This window comes from bacterium (assembly GCA_016708025.1).
Taxonomy (GTDB): Bacteria; Zixibacteria; MSB-5A5; order GN15; family FEB-12; genus FEB-12.
Genome location: JADJGQ010000001.1, coordinates 1,101,043 through 1,126,228, shown reverse-complemented (window position 1 = coordinate 1,126,228; position 25,186 = coordinate 1,101,043). Strand labels below are relative to the sequence as shown.

Annotated in this window: 11 protein-coding genes and 1 pseudogene; 10 read left to right on the top strand and 2 right to left on the bottom strand. The window is 54.5% G+C overall.

Going from position 1 to position 25,186, the window contains the following annotated elements; genetic code table 11:
• Positions 1-80 precede the first annotated feature (80 nt).
• Positions 81-1,370 carry a SpoIIE family protein phosphatase gene (locus tag IPH75_04990; protein ID MBK7141418.1) on the top strand — a complete coding sequence of 430 codons (1,290 nt, stop codon included), beginning with the start codon at positions 81-83 and terminating at the stop codon, positions 1,368-1,370.
• Between the two features lie 8 nt (positions 1,371-1,378).
• Here the strand turns inward: IPH75_04990 and IPH75_04985 are convergent, their stop codons facing one another.
• Positions 1,379-2,920 carry a hypothetical protein gene (locus tag IPH75_04985; protein MBK7141417.1) on the bottom strand — a complete coding sequence of 514 codons (1,542 nt, stop codon included), beginning with the start codon at positions 2,918-2,920 and terminating at the stop codon, positions 1,379-1,381.
• Positions 2,921-3,097: 177 nt separating this feature from the next.
• Here IPH75_04985 and IPH75_04980 point away from each other — a divergent pair, with 177 nt between their 5' ends.
• The 6 genes and pseudogenes from IPH75_04980 (at position 3,098) to IPH75_04955 (ending at position 12,925) form a co-directional block, all read left to right on the top strand.
• Positions 3,098-4,063, top strand: coding sequence for a substrate-binding domain-containing protein (locus IPH75_04980; protein ID MBK7141416.1), 966 nt, complete (start codon positions 3,098-3,100; stop codon positions 4,061-4,063).
• A gap of 50 nt (positions 4,064-4,113) precedes the next feature.
• Positions 4,114-5,580: a sugar ABC transporter ATP-binding protein gene (locus IPH75_04975; GenBank protein ID MBK7141415.1), complete on the top strand. Its 1,467-nt coding sequence runs from the start codon at positions 4,114-4,116 to the stop codon at positions 5,578-5,580.
• Positions 5,577-6,959, top strand: coding sequence for an ABC transporter permease (locus IPH75_04970; GenBank protein MBK7141414.1), 1,383 nt, complete (start codon positions 5,577-5,579; stop codon positions 6,957-6,959). Before IPH75_04975 ends, IPH75_04970 begins: the two co-directional genes overlap by 4 nt.
• Positions 6,960-6,973: 14 nt before the next feature.
• Positions 6,974-9,358 carry an alpha-mannosidase gene (locus IPH75_04965; protein ID MBK7141413.1) on the top strand — a complete coding sequence of 795 codons (2,385 nt, stop codon included), beginning with the start codon at positions 6,974-6,976 and terminating at the stop codon, positions 9,356-9,358.
• 202 nt (positions 9,359-9,560) lie between these two features.
• Positions 9,561-10,427 (top strand): annotated as a pseudogene (locus IPH75_04960) (chitobiase/beta-hexosaminidase C-terminal domain-containing protein).
• Between the two features lie 545 nt (positions 10,428-10,972).
• Positions 10,973-12,925 (top strand): peptide-N-glycosidase, encoded by a 1,953-nt coding sequence (locus IPH75_04955; GenBank protein ID MBK7141412.1) that lies wholly within the window; start codon positions 10,973-10,975, stop codon positions 12,923-12,925.
• Positions 12,926-12,951: 26 nt separating this feature from the next.
• Here the strand turns inward: IPH75_04955 and IPH75_04950 are convergent, their stop codons facing one another.
• Entirely contained in the window at positions 12,952-13,485 is a 534-nt protein-coding gene (locus IPH75_04950; protein ID MBK7141411.1) for a SagB/ThcOx family dehydrogenase, read from the bottom strand.
• Between the two features lie 288 nt (positions 13,486-13,773).
• Here IPH75_04950 and IPH75_04945 point away from each other — a divergent pair, with 288 nt between their 5' ends.
• The 3 genes from IPH75_04945 to pbpC all read left to right on the top strand — a co-directional run bounded on the left by IPH75_04945 (position 13,774) and on the right by pbpC (position 25,101).
• A complete protein-coding gene (locus IPH75_04945; protein MBK7141410.1) occupies positions 13,774-17,115 on the top strand; it encodes a PQQ-binding-like beta-propeller repeat protein in 3,342 nt (1,113 codons plus the stop codon).
• A 139-nt stretch (positions 17,116-17,254) separates the two neighbouring features.
• Positions 17,255-22,753: an alpha-2-macroglobulin family protein gene (locus IPH75_04940; GenBank protein MBK7141409.1), complete on the top strand. Its 5,499-nt coding sequence runs from the start codon at positions 17,255-17,257 to the stop codon at positions 22,751-22,753.
• Positions 22,690-25,101, top strand: a complete 2,412-nt coding sequence (gene pbpC / locus IPH75_04935; protein MBK7141408.1) for a penicillin-binding protein 1C — start codon at positions 22,690-22,692, stop codon at positions 25,099-25,101. The genes IPH75_04940 and pbpC overlap by 64 nt, the downstream gene beginning before the upstream one ends.
• The last annotated feature ends 85 nt before the right edge of the window (positions 25,102-25,186 follow it).

The following is a 25,186-nucleotide window of genomic DNA, read 5'->3' as shown; positions in this document are numbered from 1 at the left end:
TTGTAGCCAGTCGGCCCACCAACGCGTATATACTGCCAGCCGGACACTCCGGCAGAGCCCGTCAGCCCAGAAGGAACCAGATGCCGAATATCAGTGACCTTGAGTTACAGCGACTAAAACAGGCGGTCGAGGAACTTACCTCGCTTAACCAGATCGCCAACGCCGTCAATGTCACCATGAAGGTCGACGCCATCACCCAGTCGATCCTCGACCACTGCCTCAAGCGCGTAGGCGCCGTGCAGGGGGGAGTCTTCCTTCTCCAGCAATCGGATATGACTGGCGCCGCCGACTTCAAGACCTTTGTACGTGAGTTTACCCCCGATACCGGCGGGATCCCTCTTCGCCTCAACCTCAGCCTTACCGGCTGGATGATCAAGAACAAGACCGTCCTGGTGTGCAATTCTCCCATGACCGATGATCGCTTCCGCGGCATCGATTTCGACGCCATGGGGTTGAAGTCCATCCTGGCCGCTCCGCTCATGGCGCGAACAGGTCTGATCGGCGTCCTGGCGCTCTTCAACAAAAAATCCCAGGATGGCTTTACCGATAACGATAAACGCTTCCTCGCGATCGTCGGCGTCCAGACCGCCCAGGTCGTTGAAAACGCCCGCCTCTTCGAGAAAGAACAACAACTGCGGGTCGTCGAAGAGGAACTGAAACTGGCCCACTCCATCCAACAGGGCTTTCTCCCTAAGGCAAGCATCAGTGCCGATTCAATTGATATTCACGGCATCAATATCCCGGCCAAAGAGGTGGGAGGAGATTTCTTTGATATCGTGAAACTCGATGATCATCACTTTTTTCTCTCTGTTGGTGATGTTTCCGGTAAAGGGACACCCGCATCGCTCCTTATGGCTAACGCTCAGGCCGTTCTTCGATCACAACTCTCCATGGAAGGGGAGACCAACATCGCCGAGATGGCCGTTCGCCTGAACCGCTTGATCTGCCAGTTTGCCCGCCCCGGTCAGTTTTTGACTGCCCTTTTTGGCATCGTTAATACTCAGAAGAAGACATTTGATTTCGTTAATGCCGGCCACCTGGTCCCGCTCTTCTTAACAGAAAAGGGAGAAGTCACGAGCAATTCCGAGGCCGATCTCCTCATCGGCGTTCTTCCGGATTGCCAATATACCGTACATCAAGTCCCGCTTGCCGGAATTAGGGCTATCTGCCTTTACAGCGATGGTGTGACCGAGGCGCTCAATGAAAATGACCAGATGTATGGGGATGATCGATTACTGCAGGTCTACGCATCCACTCTCAGTCCGACCGCCAAAGACTGGGCCGAACGTATTCTCGGCGATATCACCGCCTTTGTCGGAAAACAGTCCCCCTCGGATGATATCACTGTACTGATCGCCCGACTCGCCTGATTCACTGACTATTCGCCAGGCAGACGGATATCGTTTCGCACATACAAAACCGCCCGTTCAGCCAGCGATGGTATATAGATCGAAACTGGCTGATAAAGCCGATGAAACTCCGGTAACTCCACCAACTCCCGATCACTCAGAAAGCTCGGCTCCAGTCGGCCTAGACTCGAATGGAACTGAATGACCGCTGGATTCCTTCCAAGCACATATCTACCGTCCCCTTTTTCATGTCCGGCCAAACCGCTTCCCATGTCAGCCACCTTCCGGTGAGCTATCGTCACATCATTCAGGCCAAGCATATCGACTACGGGCAACCCTGAATAGTAGGGAATAGTCCCTGCAGTATTGGTGGCAACCAGACTCCCCGGCAGAAGATTCTCTTTCAACCAGAGCCCAACTTCCTTTCCTCGGATCGCGACTTTGTCCGCTTGGATATGGCCAGTGATGGGAAATGCAAACATCATCTGGTAAAGATTGAACCCAACTACCAGCACGATTATCGCACTGACTAACACCTTACGTATTCGCAGCGAATCAATTCCGTTCGCAGTCGCCAACACCAAAAGCGGAACTACCGGCGCAAGAAACCGAAATGCCGGCATGCAATCTCCTCCCACCAGCCAGATATAGACTATATGCAGCACCAGATACGCGCCGCCCAGTAGGAAGAAAACACTTCGCTTCAGTAATCCCTTCCAGACAGCTATTGCCGCCAGCAGAAACAGGGGCCATACGACGATTGCCATCTCCCCAAGATAATCACTCCCACGCACCAATTGCGCCGCGCTTGAGCCTACCTTCGCATAAAAGGTGTTTGGAAGCAGGAAACCATAATAGGAGTAGCGCCACACAAAAAACGCACCATAGACAACCAGAAACGTCGCCAGCAGATAGCTCGCTTCCCGTTCTTGTTTCCTAAGTATGCGATACATGGCGTGTAACCCTATCAAACCGACCAGAAGGATTCCCTCCGGCCGTGTCATCACCACCAGCGCCGCCAGTATGCCTGCTGTCGCAAAACGAACGGATGGACGCAGGTACTTGTCTGTTGCATAAACCTGTATCGTTAACAGGATCAGCAGCCCGAAGAGTGAAGCTTCCATTCCTGAACTCGGCCAGGGAGTAAACACGCCGCAGGAACACAGCAGAAGCACCGCCAGACCCGAGACAGACCGAGAAACCCCGCTAATTATCCGATAGCTGACCGCAACTAATCCGATCGTCGCCAGTGCCGCCAACCACCCCAATATCCGAGCCAGGGAAACGGTCTCCATCCCAAGCCAGTTGCCGATTCCCAGCAAAAAGACCCAGAGAAAGGTCGTATATCCCTCGACCCGCTCGCCCAGGTTGAAAACCAACCCATTCCCGGATGCGAAATTCTCGCTGTACCGGAAAGAAATAAACGCGTCATCCAGCATCCAGGGCATGATCCGGTAATTGTGGATAACCATCGCCACCAACCCGATAACCAATGCCGCCCACCAGAAGAGAGACTCCCTTCCGTTACCACCTGCTGGCTGTGAATTTGTTTCCTGATTCACCTCTTTCATCTCGCGAAAGGTAGATTTTCCCCCGGATTTCAGCAAGTAGTTCTTCTGCGCATCTCATTGGGGATTGCCAAGCTACCGGTTCTGTGTTATGCTACTTGCTGGTGGACGGCTTGATTGTCAGGAAGGACAGTACCGTCGCACCTTTTCGGACCCTCAAGTGCTGCACGTGGAGACACTATGCGTACTCGATTCTCTCCGTTCACTCTCGCAGGTATCTTCCTGACGAGTCTGCTCATCCTCATTAGTTCCTTTGGCTGTTCCAAATCCGACGGCGACAAATCCGGTTCTGATCAGACTGCCGCGCCAGCCAAACTGACAATCGGCGTTTCCCTCCTGACACGAACTCATCCGTTCTATCAGGATCTCGAGGCAGGCTTGCTCGAAGCCGCCAAAGCACACAATTATGAGCTACTGATCACTGCCGGCGAATTTGATGTCGCCAAGCAGAAAGATCAGCTCCAGGACTTCATCGTTAAGAAAGTCAACGCTATCATCGTCTCGCCAACCGATTCTCGCTCGATCGGCACCGCGATCAAAGCTGCCAACGATGCTGGCATTCCTGTATTCACAGCCGACATCGCCTGTTTGGCCGAGGGCGTGCAGATTGTCTCCCATGTCGCCTCTGACAATCTCGCCGGTGGCAAACTGGCCGCCCAGGCTCTCGTCGAAGCGCTCGGTGGCCAGGGAAAAGTAGCGATCATTGACCATCCCGAGGTCGAATCGGTGATTCAGCGTGTTAAGGGATTCGAAGATGAGATCGCTCTGCACCCCGGCATTCAAATAGTAGCCAAGCTTTCCGGCCATGGCGTCAAAGATCAAGCCTTCCGGACTACCGAAGATGTTCTTCAGTCCAATCCTGATCTGAAGGCTATCTTCGGTATCAACGATGACTCCGCCCTTGGTGCCCTTGCCGCTGTCGAAAAAGCAGGCAAACAGGGCCAAGTGAAGATCATTGGCTTTGATGCTGTTCCGGAAGCCCGCGAAGCGATCAAGGCAGGGAAGATTCACGCTGATGTGATCCAGAAACCGCACGAGATCGGAAGCAAAACGATCGAGGCCGTCGCCACCTACATCGCCGGTGGACAGGTCCCTTCGACTATTTTGATTCCATGCGGCCTCTTCACCCAGGCGGATGCTCAGTAAACACGGACGAGTGACTGGTTGGGCAGTCTGTGAATACAAATCCTCCCGTACTGCTGGAAGTCTCCGGTCTGCATAAAGCATTCCCGGGCGTCCAGGCTATTAAAGATGGCTCACTGCAGCTCCGAGCCGGGGAGATCCATGCGCTCGTCGGAGAGAATGGCGCCGGGAAAAGTACGCTCATCAAGATCCTCACCGGCGTCCACCAACCCGACGGGGGAGAGGTCAGCATTGATGGCCACCTCTGCCGCTTCCAGTCGCCGATCGATGCCCACCGCGCTGGCATCGTCGCCATCTATCAGGAATTCACCCTTGTCCCCGCAATGTCAATTGCAGCAAATCTCTTCCTCGGCAGAGAACAGACCCGCTTCGGCGCGCTGCAATCGGGACAGGAATTTGTCAAAGCACAGGAGATTCTCACCCGTCTCGGCCTGACTCTTCACCCCGACTCCCGCGTCTCCACTCTGTCAGTCTCAGAACAACAACTTATCGAGATCGCGCGCGCCCTGCTGGTTGATGCCCGCATTCTGATCATGGATGAACCCACCGCCGCCCTCACCCCTCGTGAGGTCGCCAAGCTTTTCGGCATCCTTCGGAAACTCACCGCCCAGGGGATAGGTATCCTCTTTATCAGTCACCGGCTCGATGAGGTCCTTGAAATCGCCGACCGGATAACTGTGATGCGTGATGGTGTCACTCTCACCAGCCAAAACGCGTCGGGCATGAACCGACGGACGCTGATCGAGCTGATGGTCGGGCGCTCGCTCGATGACGAATTCCCCAAATACTCTACAACGCCTGGCGAAGTTCGTCTGCAGGTGAATTCGCTTTCCGGCGGCAAAGTAAGGGGGATCACCTTTACCGCCAGGGCAGGGGAGATTATCGGCTTTGCCGGTCTGATGGGCGCCGGACGAACCGAAATGGCCAGACTCGTTTTTGGTGCCGACCCAAAAGAGACTGGCGACGTTCTGCTGGATGGCCGACCGCTCACCCTGCATTCTCCACAAGATGCTATCCGCGCCGGGATTTGCCTGCTAACCGAGGATCGCAAAGGACAGGGACTGGTACTCTGTGCCTCCGCACGCGAGAACTTCTCCATCTCCAGCGTCAAACGCTGGTCCCGATTTGGTCTCCTCGACCGCGCCAAAGAAGCAGCCCGATTCGAATCCCACCGCCAGGCTCTCGCTATAAAAATCTCCAGCCCCCGCCAGCGAGCCGAATCCTTGTCCGGTGGCAATCAGCAAAAGCTCCTTGTCGCGCGATGGCTCGAGGTTGACTCGCAGGTTCTGATCTTCGATGAACCGACTCGCGGTATCGATGTCGGCGCCAAGTTCGAAATGTATCTCCTCATCCGAAAACTCGCCGCACAAGGGAAAGTGATTCTCTTGATTTCATCAGAGCTCCCTGAGATCCTCGGCATGTCCGATCGCATCATCGTCATGAAAGCCGGAACACTCTCCGGCGAGATCACTGATGTTTCTTCCGCAACCCAGGAACAGATCATGGCGATGGCCGTATGAGCAACCAACGACGCGATTCCGCATTCACTCGCCTCCTCTCTGATTACGGGATGCTGATTGTCCTCGTCCTCCTCTGCATCCTCTTTTCAGCATTGACTGTAACGGAACAAACCACTACCGGCAAAAAGGGAGCCGAACTACTTAGCAAAGAGGTAATCGCCCTCTATCCGCACGAAGGCAGAATTCTCATCCTTGCAGGGCTGAGTCCGGCCGAGCTGGAATTTGCGAATGAAATGAAGAGACTTCTTCGAGCCGACGGCTACAATGCCGCCGGCTTGGTGGGTGAACCATCCGACTTGAGAACCGAGGTTTCCGGGGATACTACTGGACCGGCCGTCACTGCTGTGGTCACGACCGATGCTACTCGCCCTATTGTCCTGGGATTCCGCGACATTCCGCCGATCTCCGGAGCGCAGATACTTACTCCGCCCAAACAACACTGGCCAACTTTCCTTCTGGCAGATAATCTGCGCAATGTCGCCAACCAGATTGTCGTGATTGCAATTGTCGCCATCGGCATGACCATGGTGATCATCACTGCCGGGATTGATCTCTCCGTCGGAAGTCTCATCGCGCTTTCCGCCGTCGTCATCGCCTGGGTCGCCGGAGCACTTGGCGGCACCGAGATCTCAAGTTTCGGCATACTGGTGGCCGCATTCGCCGCACTGGTCGCCTGTGCATTGACAGGCGCCTTCAGTGGCCTCATGATCACCGGCTTCAAGATCCCACCATTTATCGCCACGCTCGCCATGATGCAGGTCGCCGCAGGCATCGCCTATATCATTTCGCAAGGGAAGCCTATCTACCAGCTCCCGGACAACTTCGTCTGGCTCGGTCGAGGAACGGAACCACTGCTCGACCTTCCCATTGCGGTCCTCCTGATGTTGCTTCTCTATTTCTTCGCCTGGGTCCTGATGGAGCGCTCTGTCCTTGGACGCTACATCTATGCTGTCGGCGGAAATCCCGAGGCCGCACGTCTTGCCGGTATCAATGTCAATCGTGTTCTGCTTTTTGTCTACACCCTCTGTGGTCTGCTGGCTGGACTGGGTGGAATTATCATGGCCTCACAACTCAAGTCCGGCGCCCCAACATACGGCCTCACCTACGAGTTATATGTCATCGCCGCCGTAGTTGTCGGCGGAACCAGCCTGAGCGGGGGAGAAGGGAAAATCATTGGCACCCTCATCGGTGCCTTCATTATTGCGGTCATTCAGAACGGCATGAACCTCACCAATATCGAGACCTACACGCAAAAGGTCGTCCTCGGTCTGGTGATTCTCGCCGCCGTTCTTTTTGATAGATTAAAACAGAAAGGGCTGATGCATCGCCTTCGCACATCCGGCCCGGACAGATCGAATAGCAAGGTAACGTCGTCATAGCAAGGAGCGCACCCGTGCGTAGCATTTTACCAATCTGTTTCCTGGCGGTCATCCTGTTGACTTCCGCCGTCCTCGCCCAGGCGCAGGACACTGCCACCCCGAAACCGAAAGTCGGCGTTGTCAGCACCGCCCATCTGGACACCCAGTGGCGATGGACCATCAAGAACACTATTGAAGAGTACATCCCGAATACTCTTCACGACAACTTCAAGCTCCTTGACCTCTATCCTGATTATGTCTTCAGTTTTGAGGGCGCCTTCCGCTACCAGCTCATGAGAGAGTACTACCCGGAAGACTACGCCCGCCTCAAGAAATATATCGCCGATGGCCGCTGGCGTGTCACCGGTGCCTGGGTTGATGCCTGCGATGTTAACATCCCGTCATTCGAATCCCTCACCCGCCACGCATTGTATGGCAATGGCTTCTACAAGAAAGAGTTCGGCAAACAGAGCTACGATATCTTCATGCCCGACTGCTTCGGCTTTGGCTACGCCCTTCCATCAATTGCGAATCATTGCGGGCTGAAAAGCTTCTCCACGCAGAAGCTTACCTGGGGTTGCTCCGTCCCCGTCCCATTCTCTATTGGTGAATGGCAGGGGGTCGATGGCTCCACCGTTATCGCGGGACTCAAGACCGGAAACTATGTCGCTAAGATCAAAGATGACCTCTCTCGCGATACCACCTGGCTGAATATGGCCAATCAACTTGGCAAAGAGACCGGCGCCTATCTGTCGTATATGTACATCGGCACCGGCGATGTCGGCGGCGCACCGGAATCCCTCACGGTCGATTGGCTCCAGAAGTCAATCAAGTCTGATGGCCCCATGACTGTCGCCTCCGTAGGCGCCGATGATCTCCCCAAACTAGTTGGCGAGTTCCCCAATGCCAAATTGCAGAAATACGACGGCGAACTGGTGATGACCCGCCACGGCGTCGGATGTTACACCTCGCAGGCCGCCATGAAGCGCTGGAACCGTCGCAACGAACAACTTGCCGATGCCGCCGAGCGTGCCGCCGTCACCGCTTCTTTGCTTAATGGCTACACCTACCCGCGCGAAACCCTTCGTGAGGCGTGGGTCCGCTTCCTCTGGCATCAATTCCATGATGACCTGACCGGAACATCCATCCCCGAGGCATACGAATATTCCTGGTCCGACGAACTGCTATCGCTCAACCAGTTTGCCAATATCCAAACCGATGCCATCTCCGCTATCACTCCTGCATTGGATACTCGTGGTAAAGGAAAAACAGTCGTCGTCTACAACCCCCTCGCGATCGATAGAGAAGATGTCGTTGAAGTCGATTGTCCGTACGCCTCTGCGACAGTTATCGATTCGCACGGCAAACAAATTCCCAGTCAATTGATTACAGATAATGAAGGAAAACAGAAAGTCATCTTTCTGGCCAAGCTTCCACCTGTGGGCTATGGTGTTTTCGACATTCGCGAAAACAAATCGACTCCCGATGTTGGTCCGGAAATCGCAAAAATCTCTGTGTATAGTAAAGCATCGGGCAAGACATTTCTTGGAAACGAACGATATGATGTATCAATGAACAGAAACGGTGTCGGAGGAATTTATGACAAACTCGCTAATAAGATTCTCCTCGCTGCTCCTATCGAATGGCAATTGATCTACAACAAACCCCGTCAGTGGCCCGCTTGGGAAATTCAATACGAAGATATACTTAGTGGAGTAAACCAACTAGTATACAACGATCCAGGAGAGATCGAAGTTATCGAATCCGGTCCCGTCCGCGGCGCAATCAAAATCACCCGCACGCACAACAACTCCACCTACGAGACCATCATCCGCCTCGCCGCCGGTTCCGCCGGTGACCGGATAGAGTTCATTAATAATGTCGACTGGGCCGAAAAAGAAACTCTCCTCAAAGCCGCCTTTAAACTGAACGGCGTCGACGATACCGTCACCTACGACCTCGGCCTCGGCTCAATCAAGCGTGGCATTAACAAGAAAGAGAAATACGAAGTCCCCGGCCATATGTGGGCCGACCAGACCGCCACCGACAACTCCTACGGCGTCTCTATTCTCAATGACTGCAAATACGGCTGGGACCACCCCGACAACCAGACCCTGCGCTTAACACTCATCCACACTCCCGGCGTCTTTGACTCCTGGAACTGGGTCGGCGACCAGAGCTCACAGGATATAGGAAACCATGACTTTCACGTTTGCCATCGCCGGTCACACCGGCCCGGTGCTGGAATCCGACATCCCATGGCAAGCCGCACGTCTCAACCAGCCGCTCCAGGTCTACGAGGTTCCGCAGCATCCTGGCAAACTGGGCAAATCGCACTCGCTTCTGTCGCTGACGCAGAACGACAAGCCGACTCAGCAGGTGATGGTCAACGCTGTCAAGATGGCCGAGACCTCCGATGAGATCATCATTCGCGTTCGCGAACTACAGGGGAAACCCGCCGACAACATCACCATCAACTTCGGCCGTCCGGTTGTCTCCGCTCGCGAAGTCAATGGTCAGGAAGAAGAGATCGGGACGGCTGTCGCCGCCAAAGACAAGCTCACCTTCTCGCTAACTCCGTTCCAGCCGAAAGCGTTTGCTGTCCGGCTTGGCACCAATCGCATGATGATGGTCCAGCCTTTGGTTTCTCAGCCTGTCGCACTTCCATACAATCTCGATGGCATCTCCACCGATGCCAACAAAACCGATGGCAACATCGATGGCTCCGGCAACTCTCTCGCCGGCGAACTGCTCCCGGATACACTCACCTATCGTGGCGTCAAGTTTGTCTTCGGCCCCAAAACCGATGGCGCCCCCAATATCGTCTCATGCGACGGACAGAAGCTTGACCTTCCCGCCGGAAAGTGGCGTCAGGCACACTTACTGATGATGGCGACTGGTGGTCCGGTTGAAGCGCATATCACTCCAGTTGCCTCTGGTGGCGCGGCGGCACCGTATCCAGTGCGTCTGCACGAGTATACAGAGCCGGTTGGTCAGTGGGAGAATCGAATGGTTAATGGCCGCATGGTCGACACTCGAGATGAGATTCTCCCTGCCTACATCAATCAGACTCCGATTGCATGGGCGGGAGCACATCGTCACACTTCCGACGGCAAAAACGACATCTACAAGTTCACCTATCTATATGAAGTCGCTGTACCGACCATTGCGGGAACGACCCAGATTCAGCTTCCGTCCGACTCTCGTCTGAAGTTGCTGGCTGTTTCTGTATCGGACAACGCCCGTGACGCGGTCTTCGCCACAGATGAACTCTACGACCAGGCCGATGCCAAATTCGCCCGCATCGCCGCCGACCAGACGGCCTTCATCGATAGCACCATTGTCGCTCTCTCCACACCATTCCCCGGCACGACTATCCGGTACGCGATGGATGGCTCCGCTCCAACAAAGTCCTCGGCACTCTTCGAGCGCCCCTTCGCCGTCAACCAGACAGCCACCATCATGGCCATGCCATTCGTGAACGATGCACCCGCCGGCCCCGCCACCAAACTGACTGTCCAGAAACTTATCCCCCGCGGCGCTGTCAAAGTCGGCGAAACCAAACCCGGCCTTCGCTTGATTTACTACGAAGGCGAGTGGACCAAACTCCCGAACTTCGATTCCGTGAAAATCACTAGAGAGATTGTGGCCGACACGATTCTTATTCCATCTATCGCTCGTCCAGAGGATTACGGACTGATCTTTAAGGGATACATTAGCGTGCCACAAGATGGTCTGTATGAGTTCGGACTTAACTCCGATGATGGCTCTGCGCTGATCATCGGCGACAGCCTCTTGATTGACAACGACGGCATCCATGGCGATGGTGAGGTCCCCGGCAAGATCGCCCTCAAACTGGGGATGCACCCGATTGAACTTCGCATGTTCCAATGCAAAGGCGGTCAGGCGCTCAATCTCTTCATCACCGGCCCCGGACTCCCCAAGCAGGAAGTCGGCAAAGCAATGCTCTTCCACTCGCCGGTAGCAAAGAAAGGCAAGAAGTAACCGCGTTACTTCCATCACACGAGGTTAATGTGAAAATTCGTCTCAGTCTGTTTGCACTACTTGGAGTGACCTCACTCCTGATCATATTCCAGGCTTCGGCATCCGCCGAGGTCGGCCAACTCCGCCATGTTGTCTCACATAACGAAGTCAAGGTCGTCACCGACCCGTCAAAAGGAAGTAACAGCTACCCGGCCTGGTCTGTTTTTCCTTCGTCGGACATCACCTACCGCAAAGTAGTCCTCTGGATAACCTACGCCTGCCCCGACAGCCTTCATTGCGGCGAGTGGGACTACATCGATGCTATCTACCTCCGCAAATCCGGGGGAGAGGGTGCACCGCTGCAGAACATCGAACTGGCCCGCATGATCTCTCCGTATGGCTGGCGCTTTGATTCCGAGTGGAGTTTTGACTGGCATGTTGATATCACCGACTTCGCCAACCTCCTGCACGACTCGGTGCTGATAGACTTCATTCACACCGGCTACGAGAAAAACGATGACCGTGGATGGAAGATATCGCTCGACTTCGTCATCACCGAAGGACGACCCTCGCTCGAAGTCCTCCGCATGGACACCCTCTGGTGCGGAAGTTTCCCCTACGGTGACACTGCTAAGCCGATCGAAAATTTGCTTTCCCCGATCACATTCACTCCAGCCGAGGGGGCCGAGATCGCCCGCCTTCGCATTCACCAGACCGGCCACGGGATGGACGACTCCGCCAATTGCGCCGAGTTCTGCAGCAAGTATCGACAGGTCTATTTCGATGATTCTCTCTTCGCCCAGCGTCAGCTCTGGCGCGAATGCGGCGATAATCCGCTCTATCCGCAATCCGGAACCTGGATCTTCGACCGTGCCAACTGGTGCCCCGGCTCTGTTGTCTACCCGGACTGGTACGACTACCAATTAACCAACAAGCCATCGCATTCGGTTGATATCGCCATGGAGCCGTATATCAATCCCAACAAGCCAACCGCGAATTGGCATATCTACTCGTATCTCTTCCAATGTCGCGCCCCGTGGGCCGAGTATGATGTCAGCGTCGAAGAAATCATTGCCCCAAGCATGGAAGATGAGTACTCACGCCTCAATCCTATCTGCGCGCAACCAACCTTTGTGATGAAAAATCAGGGGAGCGAGACAGTTACCTCGGTAGCTGTCCGCTATGGCTCTTCGCTGGAATATTCCAAGAAGTACCTCTGGACCGGCCTTCTCCCTCCGCAGGGGTACGTCACGGTCACACTCCCCGGACAACTCCCTGTCCCCGGAGACACATCGCAGTTCTCAATCTTCCTGAGCGCGCCGAACGGTCACGATGACGAATACCCTGAAGACAACCATCTGACCTCATCTCCTTTGACGCCGCCGCATTACACGAACAAGATCATTGTCGTCCTTCGAACCAATAACGACACCAGTCACACGTCCTATCGCCTGACCAATGTCAACGGCGACCTGGTCTTTGAACGCCCGCAGGGGACTCTCGCCGCCAAAACAACCTATCGTGACACCTTTGATCTGGAGCCCAATTGCTACCAATTTCTGGTCAGCGACACCGGTGGCGATGGTTTGGATTTCTGGTTTAATGTCGAAGGCGGCTACGGCTATGTCCGCTTGCTTGACATCAATGGACGCCTGATCAAAACATTCGGCTCTGATTTCGGAAGCAATATCAACCATTGGTTTTCTGTCGCCCCGGGAGTGGAGACGATTGCGCCGGACGAAGACCTCCCGATCGTCCAACCCTTCCCGCCACGCAATGACGGCAAGTTCGAGGTTGACCTCTTCTTCGACAAACCGACCGATGCTTTTATCTCGGTGGTCACCGAAGACGGCACTAAGTCAGTTTTTCAACAGGATGTGAAAGGGTACAAAGAAGGATTTCTGCCGATAGACATCTCGGCTTCACCCGATGGCGTCTATTACCTGAAAGTCAGTGCCGATGGTGAGACCGTCACCCGCCGCATCCGAGTCAAGCGCGATTAATAGAAGGGGGAGATTTCCCCCTCTGGCTATTTCTTGGGATACCCCACCGTCTGTGCCAGCACCACATGTTGCTCCGGGCGGAGCTTTAACAACGTGGCAATTGACTCTCTATCGACCGATCCACGCACCACCGTTCCCAACCCTGCCGATGCACAGTACAAATAGACATTCTGGCTCACAAATGCCGCATCAGCCGCGGAATAGAACTGCTTCTGATCCTCCTCTGCATCCTGCATCCGGGAATAGTCGGCCACAAACAACAAGTTGAGAGGCGCGACGCCGACAAATTCCTGCATACCGGTCGCCGCCCGATGGTCACCGTCGAGGACCGGAGTCAGCGTATGTCCGACCGGATTGTAGAGAGAGACTCCCTGTGCAGTAACTGCGTAGATCTCGATTTCCTGCCAGTTGCGGGCCGAGGGGGCGGTTCGCTTGCCTTCTTCCTCTCGGTTTACCCCGCATCCCGCCCAGAGCAGATTAGAAAGCACAGGCATCGGAATTGAGTCGATTAGATATTCGCGTGTCGACTCGCGTTCTTTCAGTGCTTGCATGAGCGGCATTCCGCCGGACGTATCGGGAGAGGGGAGAGGGATCGGTTTCAGTTCCTGGGCAATCACACCGGCACAGAGAAGAGAAAGGGAGAGTCATAAGTACAAACGATCTCATTTATCGCTCCAAAGATAAGTGTACGTCATAGAATCCAACATAGAGCCGTGAAAGTCAAGTATCATGGGTATGGATGGAGATTATGGTCTTGACGGGCAGGGCGCTATCGATTATCTTGGAAATAACTGGGGTTCTATTCGTTACACTCCTTATCTGAGCTACATACAATCGTGGGGATGCATATGGCTACACCAGATTTACGGCAAATCGCCATCCAGTCAGTCATTGTCATTTTGTCGCTATTGTCTCCTTGCCAAAGTGAACAGGCTGATGGCAATGCGACCGATACAGTTGGATGTGCCAACTGTGGTTGCAGCCCGACCGATTTTGCCACTCAGGGGCATGATTTTGGTCGAACCGGTCATAGCGGTACATCGCTGGGCGATGCCTGGAACGATTTGACACTGGCCTGGTCATATGAGTCGCCAAATGTTACCGCCCTCCTGCCTAGTCAGAGTGTCGATCGGGTCGGCCATACCACGCCGATCGTCTATGGCGAGTACGTGATCGCCTGTTTCGGTGACTCTTATCGTATTCTCAGTTTGAGTACAGGCGAGGTTTTGAAGACTTTCAGCGGGTCAGATGCGCCGTATCATATTGCGCCGGGAGATATAGAGTCTACGCCGTCAGTGGCCACCGTCGGTTACGGGGATACCGCAAAGCTGGTCCTCTATCTGGCCGGAGGCAGCACCGAGAGTATCACCGCTATCGATCTGAAATCTCCTACCTTTGACACGCTCTGGACTCTCCATCCGGGAAATTGCGTGGCAAAAGGATATACGGGAAGCATTGGCGCGACTACATTTTCAAGTATCACATTCGCCTATGCAGGCGGAAATTACCTGGTCTACTTTAATACTCTGAATGGTGACGTGTATGCCGCCAACGCAGCCACAGGTGACCGGGTGTGGGGTCCGGTAGTATTGGATGGGCCCTCGTATGGAGCGATGGCAACGGATGGAGCAAGTCTCTATGTCGCGACAGCTGCGGTACCGCCATCGAACCCCGAGGGTGACATTTATGCACTCAATCTGGAAACTGGTACAATCGTATGGCAACTGTCAACTGCCGGCGGGCTGAGAGGAAACAGCACGGTTTATCCGGGCAAGTATCCTAATGAGAGTTTTGTGTCCGGGCTGGCCACGTACTTCGGTGAGCTTTATGCAGTGTCGACGACATCGTGTGGAGTAGCGTGGGACGTAATATATCCTGCAGACGGCGTTTTCTATCAACTGAATGGGTTTAACGGCGCAGTCAAATATGCTAAACCTGCCCAGCATGTCTCCAATGCCAACGGCCCGGAGAGACAGGCCGGCCCTCTTATTGAGGAGTCGCTGACCATTCTCGCCGAAGGTACGAGATGGTGGGCACCGCCGCTCGGCCAAGACATACTGGCTTTCAACCGATTTAGCGGTGATTTGACCTGGCTTGGCGAAGGTGGGGCTAACGCTACACTCAACCAGTACCGGGCTGACGGACTGATAACGTGTGAGAATAGTGGTCAACCGGGAACAGCAGTGCTGTTTGACGATCATGGCTATCTCAGTTTCTTCAAGACCTCGACAGGCGAGGAATATTTCAGCCGAAGAATCGACTATACGGGGGAATCCGGGTTTGGGTCGTTAAACAATCGTGGAGGGGGAGTGGCACTGGCCAAAAGTGGCCAACTGATCGTTTCCACCTACTTGGGAGGCATCTATTGTCTCACCTCTCAGAGTTACCGTCCGCGGCTGGAGATACTCGACTTTCAGGAGGTGGTGTCAACGTATGGTTCGAATCCGTCGACGCTCTTTAGCTTCGAGAAGATGTTTACCAACACCGGCTTCGGGACACTCTCGGGCGTGTTGCGTTTCAGTGCTACGCCGAGCGATGTTCTCCCCGGCCTGAGTCGGCAAAGTGTCGCAATTCCGGTTGACCAAGGAGAAGCTGAATTTGCTGGAGGTAGTGATAAACTTAGCAGAATGCCGTTCTCATCTGACCAGAGTATGGTGAAGAATGCGGGAGAACGGATGCTGCAGAATCAGTCAGCCGGACAACCACCAGACTGGCTTGTGTCGCCGTCTACAGTTCCCTTTATCCTGGCCTCACAGGATACAGCCGACATTGAGATTGTAGTCGACCAGACTCGACTTCCTCGGGGACCGCAACGGCTGTATGTCACCTTTGAATCGAACGATCCAGATTATTTCCTGAACGATCCCGATCTGATGCCGGAGTTGGTCCTGACTGTCAATGGCGATTGCGGTATCGATACGACTTACTTGAACTTTGGACCGTCGGCACAGAACCTTCAAGTGGTTGCCAATACCGGGCGTTTTGGAAGTATGGCGTGGTCGTCACCTTATGGTGGTCCGGGGAATTTTGTGTTCGATGGATCTCGATCGGTTCTTTTCCAGGGGACTTACCTCTACGGGGTAAGCCGGAGGAGGTTAGCCTTAAATATGCCTGATTGGTGGGTCGGCAGCGGTGAAGAGAGTGAATGGAAGTCACTGCTGGGCGATCTCAATCCTGCCACGGTCGATTGTAAACCTGCACTCGCGGCCGGAATCAGTCTCGGCCAGGCCACCCTCGACGGTTTCACCTATGTCCCGTTGACAGGAAATATGGTGATCAGGAGTTTCTGCGATTCTGTGCAGATGTTTGATGCTTCTGGCGTGTGGAACTGGCTCGATTTCGACCATGCATACTATAGCCAGGATTCGACTATCGGGCTGGCAGTAGAGTCGCGAGTGATAGGAATTCAGAATGCTCCACCTGGATTTGAGTTACTAAATAATGTGACTGTCGATATGATGGAGATCAGGGCTCGAAACGGACAACCGGTTCCAGGCTTTAAGTTTGGAGCGGGCATTGACTACGACATAACGCTCATGGACACTGCGGCGATCAATCGAGAGATCTCCACAGCCTGGTTTCACTCGCTGCAAAACCTCAGTCAGGGGGCGGCAGTTGGATTGATCAAGATTCCGTTTGGAGGGTGTGCGGGGGCAATGGAAGAGCCACTCAAGTCGGTTCGCGCGCTAGATAGGAACATGTCTTTCATCTCCTTGTTTGGAATTGGGTCACCGATGCTCGATTCTGCCTACTACTGGATGAGCCAGGCACCCGGAGCCTACAGTCAGGGGAGTATGCACAATACGAATGATCAGGGGCTGTTTGCAACTCTCCTGGAACAGAATATCCCTCCGACAGGTGGCATAAAGTTTGCGGTTGCGCATTTCGGCTTCAAGGATATATCGTCGCCTGGCAATGGCGAGAATTACCGGGGACTTGCGACACTGGTCAACAAGTGGATGGGGTTTGGGCGAGGGGATGTCAACAACGACGGCGTCGTCAATCTGGCAGATATCATATATCTATCCGACTATGTCTATGGCGGTGCAGGGACGCCGGGACCGATCCCGTTCGAGCATTTGGGAGATGTCAATGCGGACGGGGCGTTGACCCAAGAGGACATTATTTATCTGGTGAATTACTATTTTCATTACGAACCTTGTCCGCAAGGGAAATTTATTCAATTCTGATAAGTCCCGACAGATCGAAATATTCATTCGGATGCGTGCGGAGCTTGTGTACAGACAAGGCAGTCGATATATTATCGGCTGATGCCATGACGGCACCTCCCGATATCAACCACCGCAGCCAGATTGCTGGGGAGCAGACATGCTGAATAAGATTTCGCGCCTCTGGAACGCGGGAGAAGGCGAATCCCGCCGCACCCCGCTGTTCATTTCTCTTGCCATTTTGATCATCTTTGTCACCGCAACCATCACCATAAGTCTGCCGGACAATGAGATCAGAGTTATATCGTTCGAACCAACTGGTCGAACCGAACTTCGTACCAATGTCACAATTAAGTTCTCAAAGCGCATGGTGCCGACCGACAGCCTCGATAAACCGGTCTTGAACCCGCCGCTTCGTTTCGAGCCGCCTATTCCCGGTATTGCCCGATGGGTCGATAGCGACCTGTTGAGATTTTTCCCCGATGCCGCCTTGCTTCCGTCCACCGAATACACGGCAAGTGTGAAGTCAGATAGGGTCTGGATCTCCGGCCTGAAGATCATCAACCCGGAAACCTACAAGTTCCGCACCCCCGGACTCCGTCTTGAACGCCAGCGCTGCAACGCAGAAGAACTGTTCGATGAAACCGGTCGCCTCCGCCTGGTCGGTCGTTTTGTCTTCAACTATGCCGTCAATCTGAAAGATTTGCAGGATCGACTCGAGATCAAGGGGACCAATAAGGCCGCCAAACCATCGCTCAAATACACCATTACTTTCACTGGCGAGCGAGTTGATGGAGCGGACGAAGAAGCTGGTGGCGAAAATGCACCTGCCGCAACTCAGCCCTCATCGCAATACGGCTATGACTATACCGTCATCAGTGAACCATTTGAGCGCACCGATGCTTCCCAATACTACGCCTTTACCATCAGCACCGGACTCGGATGCCAGAATTGCCAGTTTCCTCTCGAGGATGCCATCAGCAACACGATTGCTATCGATCCCAAACAACCGCTTGTTATCCAGTCGGTCCGTAGCTCCAATGAGGGAGAGATGACCGACCTCCGCATTGACTTCTCCCACCGCATTGACGCAGAGATCGCGAAGACTTTCATCTCCGTTGAACCTGCCATAGAGTTTACGCTAGAAGAAAACTACTCCACCGTTATCCTCCATGGAGGGTTCCGTCCTGGTGAAACCTACAATGTCAGGGTCGCCAAAGGGCTCGCGTGTTTTAACGGTTCGCCCCTGCAAAACGATTTTTCCGCTCTGGTGCAGATCGCCGACCTGAGACCCTCGATCGGATTCACCTCCAAAGGAATTTTCCTCCCTCGGACCGGCAACGGCCTGCTGGAATTCAAGTCTGTCAACATTGACAAAGCCGTCGTGGAGATCGAACAGGTCTTCGCCAATAACCTCGTCTATTTCCTGATCAGCGGATACTCCAGCCCGTATGCCGCGGAAGAATCCTATTGGGATAACCGCGCCCAGATGCTCGGGCGTTCTCTCTTTATCAAGGATGTCCCCCTTGACTCTCCCAAAAATACCCCGCTCCTGACTACCGTCGATATCGGCAGCCTTGTCGGCCCCAAAGCCAAGGGGATATTTAAAGTCTCAGCAGTGGCCAAGGATGAGCGATGGACAGGCGAGAGTCGCTATGTCATGATCACCGACATGGGCTTATCCGCCCGCATGGGGGATAACTATCTGATGGTCTGGGCCAATTCTCTCGCCAACTCTACTCCGATACCCGGCGCAACCATCCGTCTCATCAGCAAAAACAACCAGACTCTTCTCGAAGGGAAGACCGATGGCCGCGGTATGGCCATCTTCAAAGATATCAAAGACAAACTCACTAATTTTGAACCGTTTGTGATCATTGCCGAACGGGAAGATGACCTCTCCTACATCCGTCTCGATGAATCACTCCTCCCGGTCGCCGACTTTGATGTCGCCGGCCGCCCATACCTGACCTCCGGCTACGAAGCCTTTCTCTACACCGACCGCGGCGTCTACCGTCCCGGTGACACCCTTCGCATCACTTCAATTGTCAGGGGAGTTGATGTCAAAGTGCCGCCTTCATTCCCTTACAATATTGTAGTCTTCGATACGAAAGGGAGAAAGTTCACCAGCTTCCGCTTGACCAGTGATGCCGGCAACCTGAATACGCTGGATTACGTCATGCCGGAGTATGCCGCCACTGGCAAGTACGCGTTGACGGCCATGATCGGCGATGAACTGACTATCGGCCGCGTCGAAGTACTGGTCGAGGACTTCATGCCTGACCGGATCAAAGTGATTGCCGCCACCAATGCGCCTTCCTACCAGGCCGGACAAACAATCCTCACAGATGTCGATGGCAAAATGCTCTTCGGCCCACCTGCCGCCGGATACCAGCTCCGCGGTAACATCCAGGTTGAAAACCAATCTTTCACACCGAAAGAGTTCCCCGGCTATTCCTTTGCTAACTCTGACCGCACATTCACACGGATGGATGTCGATTTTCCCGATGCCCTACTTAATGACACCGGCGGCTACCAATACTCCTATCAAATCCCTGAGAAGCTGGCCGCCCCCGGCCTCCTGAAGGGCCTGATCGGTGTCACCGTCTCGGAACCGGGCGGACGAGGCGTTTCCGCCTATTCAGAAGTCGTGATCCATCCCTATCCGCGCTATGTTGGACTGCGCATGGCCCGCGAAGAATATGCCGAACCCGGAACACCCACCGAGGTGAAACTGGTCGCGGTTGGTCAGGATGGCAATTCTATTCCTCTGGAGAAATGCGTTGTCCGCTTCTTCAGCGTCCAGTACAACACGATCTACAAAAAGGATCGCACCGGGCTATATCGCTGGATCTCCGAGCGACGAACCAAACTGATCGACTCCAATCTGGTCGCGCTTCCGGTCGGTGGCACAACAGTCCCGTTCACTGCTTCAACCTACGGTGCCTATCGTCTGGTGCTTGAGGATCTGCAGGGAGGCCATTCTTCCTCCATCGAATTCTGGGCCTCGGGATGGGGCTACACTCCCTGGGCGATGGATAACCCGGACAAGATCGAACTCGGTCTCGACAAAAAGGAATACCAGGCTGGCGAGACCGCTCTGTTGCAGGTCCGCGCCCCCTTCGGCGGCAAATTGCTGGTAACTGTCGAAAAGGATCAGATCCTCGACGTCATCACTTACGACATGGCCGAAAACACCGCTGAGATCAAGATCCCGGTCCAAAAGCAGTTCCTCCCGAATGTCTACATCACTGCGACGGTCATACGACCTTCCGCGTCGCTCGAACCGCTCAAACCAGCCCGCGCATTCGGCCTGATCCCGTTGCGTGTCTCGAATGAATCGAAAAAGATCGCCATGACCATCACCGCTCCATCGGTGATGACCCCGCGCAGCAAAGCGACTGTCACCGTCCAACTTCCCAAAGGGAAACAGACCGACCTGACAATCGCCGCCGTTGATGCCGGCATTCTCCAACTGACCGACTTCAAGACTCCCGATCCGCTTGATTTCTTCTGGGGAAAAAGACAACCATATCTCAAACCCTATGACCTCTACGCGTTTCTCTATCCGCAGGTAAAGAAATCGTCCAACCATCTCGCCGCAGGCGACAAAATGTTCGCCGCCGCCAGAAAGCGTCACCTCAATCCATTCATGGCCAAACGCGTCAAAGCGGTTTCACTTTGGTCCGGCCTCGTCAAGACCGACAAAAACGGCTTGGCCTCAGTCACCTTTGATCTGCCCGAGTTTAATGGCAAACTCGTGCTCATGGCCGTTTCTGCCAATGGCGACCAGTTTGGCTCCGCTACTGCGGAAATGTTCGTTCGCGACAAGATCGTCGTGATGGAGAGCTTCCCGCGCTTTGTTAGTCCAAACGATGTATTCGAGGGGCTAGTCACGCTCTACAATAATACCGGCGCAGCCGCCGACATCACCGCCACGCTTTCTGCCGATGGACCAGTCGAATTACTTTCTCCGACATCCGTCAAAGTTGCCGTAGAGAACGGGAAAGAGGGAAAGGCGATCTTCCGCCTCAAAGCCGGACAAGCTCCCGGCAAGCTTTCGTTCCGTATCAACGCGACAGCAGGAGGGGAGAAGTCCGGCGTTTCAGTCGAACTGACCAACCGGCCAGCACTCCCGCTGACTACGCTTTACGGTTCCGGTACTGCCTCCGTCGGAAAACCGGCCGAATTCAATCTGCCCGGCAACTGGCTCCCGGGGACCGATCAATTCGTCATCCAGACCTCGGCCATCTCAACCACACCATTTGCACGCAACTTGCAGTATCTCCTGGCTTACCCATACGGATGTGTTGAACAGACAACCTCAAGGCTGTTCCCCATGTTGTATTACGAGGACCTTGTCCGGGTAGTCAACCCCGCCTTATTTGGCGGGAAGAGTGCCAGCTACTTTGTGCAGGAGGGCATCACTCGGCTTTATGCCATGCTGCTTCCTGATGGTACCTTTGGTTTCTGGCCCGGTGCCACCTATAGCAATCCATGGACCACCATCTACGCGTCGCACTTCCTCTCCGAGGCAAGCCGCGCTGGCTATGTAGTCGACAAGAAATTCCTCAACGCGATCTATGAAAACCTCGAGGATGTCGCCGCCGGAAAACGGACCAACGACATGACCGATGTTCACCGGATCTATGCCGCCTACGTCCTCGCTGGTGCCGGCAGACTGAATCAGAAGACGATCGGCTACCTCAAGCGACTTGATCCGGCCGTTTTGATGCCGGAGTCCCGCTTCCAACTCTCCGCGGCACTCGCCCTGTCGGGCAACGCTGCCGAAGCTACCAAGCTCTTGCCGGTCACTATCCAGCCAAACATCTTCGAACCGGAAACCGGCGGCCTTTTCCGTTCCGGTGTCAGGGCCGATGCTATTGGGCTCGATGCTCTCTTGATCGCCGCTCCCGGTTCACCTGCGATCGAGGTATACGTTCGTTCATTGGCCGACCGTGCGTCCGCCGGTGAATGGTACTCCACGCAGGACAATGCTTTCGCTCTGCTGGCTCTAGGTAAATACTTCAAAATGAAAAAAGGATTCGGATACTCTGGCACACTGACAGTCAATGGCCAGTCGCCTGACCGCATTGACTCCACCGGATTCAAACTTTCTCAGGCAGGTCTCTCAGGCAAAACCGTCAAGATCAATATCGCCTCAGGCGAAGGAACCTGCTATTACTACTGGCAGGCCAGCGGTGTCCCGTCATCTCCAGCCATCCCTGAGTTTGATCGCGGCATGAAAGTCCGTCGTGAATATCTTGATGAAGACGCCCGCCCGATCGACCCGACGAAAGTGAAGCTTGGTGACCGTGTCATCTGCGTCATCACTGCCGAAGCGATAGACAAAAACCTGCAAAACGTCGTCATCAACGATCTGCTTCCGGCTGGTTTCGAGATCGAGAATCCTCGCCTCAAAACTTCCGCACGACTCTCTTGGGTCCCCGATGGTGCCCCAGTTGACTATCAGGATATTCGGGATGATCGTCTCTTGATCTTCACCTCGCTCTATCCGAGGCAGTCGATGAAATTCTACTACAGTCTGCGCGCGATCTGCGCCGGAGAATTCAAAATCCCGCCGGTGTCGGCAGAATGTATGTACAATCCGATGATCGCCAGCTCCGCATCTTCCGGCGCGCTGACGGTCACTCGGTAGGGAAGACAATGCTGGCCGCGTTGACATCCGTCCGCTCGTTTGCGCGGCGACGACACCGATGGTTCCTCTGGGGAGCCGGTATCCTCCTGATACTGGCGACCCTCCATTGGATGATCTTTCCTCTGCCGAAAGAAAACCTCTCTCGGCCGTACGGTTCATTTGTCTACAGTCGTGACAATCGCCTGCTCAACTGTTTCACCGCCTCGGATCGCTTCTGGCGCAAACCGGTTAAGCTGGAGGAAATATCTCCGCAACTGATCGATGCCGTCATCGCGACCGAAGACAAATGGTTTCGCTTTCATCCGGGTTGTAATCCGATTTCGCTTTTGTCCGCCGCCTACGACAACGTCACCGCCGGAAAATTCGTTCGGGGCGGCTCCACCATCACCATGCAGATCGCACGGATGATTGAGCCGAAAGAACGAACCGTCTTTAACAAGTTCATCGAGATTTTCCGCGCCCTGCAACTTGAACTGACCTATTCCAAGGATGAACTACTTGAATTCTATTTCAACCTGGCTCCATATGGCGGCAACATTGAAGGTGTCGGAGCAGCCTCGTATCTCTACTTTGGAAAACGCCCGTCTGAACTGACCCTTTCCGAAATAGCCATCCTGACCGCCATTCCGGCTTCGCCCAATCAGTTCCGTCCGGATGCCAATCTCGAAAACTGTCGCCGTCGTCGCGACACCGTAATTAACCGCCTCCTCACCGATTCAGTCATCGACTCTGTCGATGCTGCCCAGGCCAAACGAGAGGAGATCCCCGACACGCGTGTGCAACCGGCTGTCGCCGCCCCGCACTTCTGTCAATTGATCGCGCGTCGCTATCCAGAACGAACCGAGCTCGCCTCCACCATCGATTTCAAACTGCAGGTAGTCTGCGAACAACTCGCCACCGGCTTCCAGCAATCCTTACGAGAAAAAGCGATCAACAATCTCTCGCTGGTGGTTCTGGACAGCCGCACCTCTGAACTGCTTGCCATGGTCGGCTCCGCAAACTTTGGAGATGTCGCGCACCAGGGTCAGGTAAATGGCGCCATCTCCCCGCGCTCTCCCGGCTCAGCCCTCAAACCCTTTGTCTACGGACTCGCTTTCGACAAAGGACTGATCTCTCCCGGACTCCGCCTCGAGGACCTCCCCGTAAACTACTCCGGCTATATGCCGGTCAATTATGATGGTGAATACCACGGCATTGTCCGGGCCGATGACGCCCTGATTCAATCCCTCAATGTCCCGGCGGTGAATCTTGCCTCGCGGGTTGGTGTTGCGCAGATCTACAATCTGATGAAACGCGGCGGGATCAGTACCCTCACTCGCAAACACCAGGAATACGGCCTCCCGTTGGTCCTTGGCTCATGTGAGGTCACCCTCCTTGAACTCACCAACATGTATGCCATGCTCGCTCGCGGTGGGCAATATGAGTCGGTCGCGCTTCTCGCCGACCACAAGTCCGGACCGGGGGAGAGACTCCTCACCTCCGAAACAACGTATCTTCTCGCCGAGATACTCTCCGAACTGAAGCGCCCTGACCTCCCATCAAGCTGGGAATTCACCACCGATATGCCCCGCGTTGCCTGGAAAACCGGAACCTCCTATGGCCGCAAAGACGCCTGGGCAATCGGCTACAATCCGGATTTCACCATCGGCGTCTGGGCCGGCAATTTCACCGCTGAGGGTTCCATCGCTATCGTTGGGGCAGAAATTGCCGCTCCCCTCATGCTCTCTATCTTCGATCACCTCTACACGAAACGGCAGGCCCCCTGGTATGCTCGTCCCGACAACGTGAAAGTACGTTCTATCTGCGCAACCTCGGGAATGACTACCACCGCCGCCTGTCCTTCCAGCGTCGACGAATCCTACATCGCCGGTCTTTCACCAACCCGTCAGTGCGACCTCCACAAGAAAGTCCTGGTCGATAACCGATCCGGCTATCGGCTCTGCCCGCATTGCTCCGATGGAAAGAAATACACCGAAAAGGTGATTGAACAATACTCCCCCAAGATCGCCACCTGGCTCCTTCGACGCGGAGTGATTTCGCTGTTGCCTCAACATGATCCTTCATGCACTGGCGCAAGCGGGGGAGAGGACCCGGTCATCACTTCGCCCGAACATGGCGCCGTCTACATGGTGCAGGATAACGCCCCGCTGGAATACCAGAAGATCCTCTTCGAGGCATCCGTCGGTTCCGATGCCGCCGAGATTCACTGGTTTCTCGATGGTGAGCTTTTTGCCACTGCCACCGATCCCGATTCGCGAATCTTTTATACCCCCAAGAAAGGGGACCACCGGCTGATGTGCGTTGACACACAGGGCCGCTCAGCCTCTATTTCTTTTCGCGTTGAATAATGCTATAGTAAACCTGTATGGAAGTACCTGATAACGCTTATTCGCAGAACGAATTGTCGGACGAGGAACGGTCCGCGATCGAAAC

Bases quoted from the DNA above. Each gene is read 5' to 3' on its own strand.
- IPH75_04985 (MBK7141417.1), bottom strand. From the start codon at position 2,920: ATGAAAGAGGTGAATCAGGAAACAAATTCACAGCCAGCAGGTGGTAAC.
- IPH75_04980 (MBK7141416.1), top strand. From the start codon at position 3,098: ATGCGTACTCGATTCTCTCCGTTCACTCTCGCAGGTATCTTCCTGACG.
- pbpC (MBK7141408.1), top strand. From the start codon at position 22,690: ATGTATGTACAATCCGATGATCGCCAGCTCCGCATCTTCCGGCGCGCT.
- IPH75_04940 (MBK7141409.1), top strand. From the start codon at position 17,255: ATGCTGAATAAGATTTCGCGCCTCTGGAACGCGGGAGAAGGCGAATCC.
- IPH75_04990 (MBK7141418.1), top strand. From the start codon at position 81: ATGCCGAATATCAGTGACCTTGAGTTACAGCGACTAAAACAGGCGGTC.
- IPH75_04970 (MBK7141414.1), top strand. From the start codon at position 5,577: ATGAGCAACCAACGACGCGATTCCGCATTCACTCGCCTCCTCTCTGAT.
- IPH75_04950 (MBK7141411.1), bottom strand. From the start codon at position 13,485: ATGCCGCTCATGCAAGCACTGAAAGAACGCGAGTCGACACGCGAATAT.
- IPH75_04945 (MBK7141410.1), top strand. From the start codon at position 13,774: ATGGCTACACCAGATTTACGGCAAATCGCCATCCAGTCAGTCATTGTC.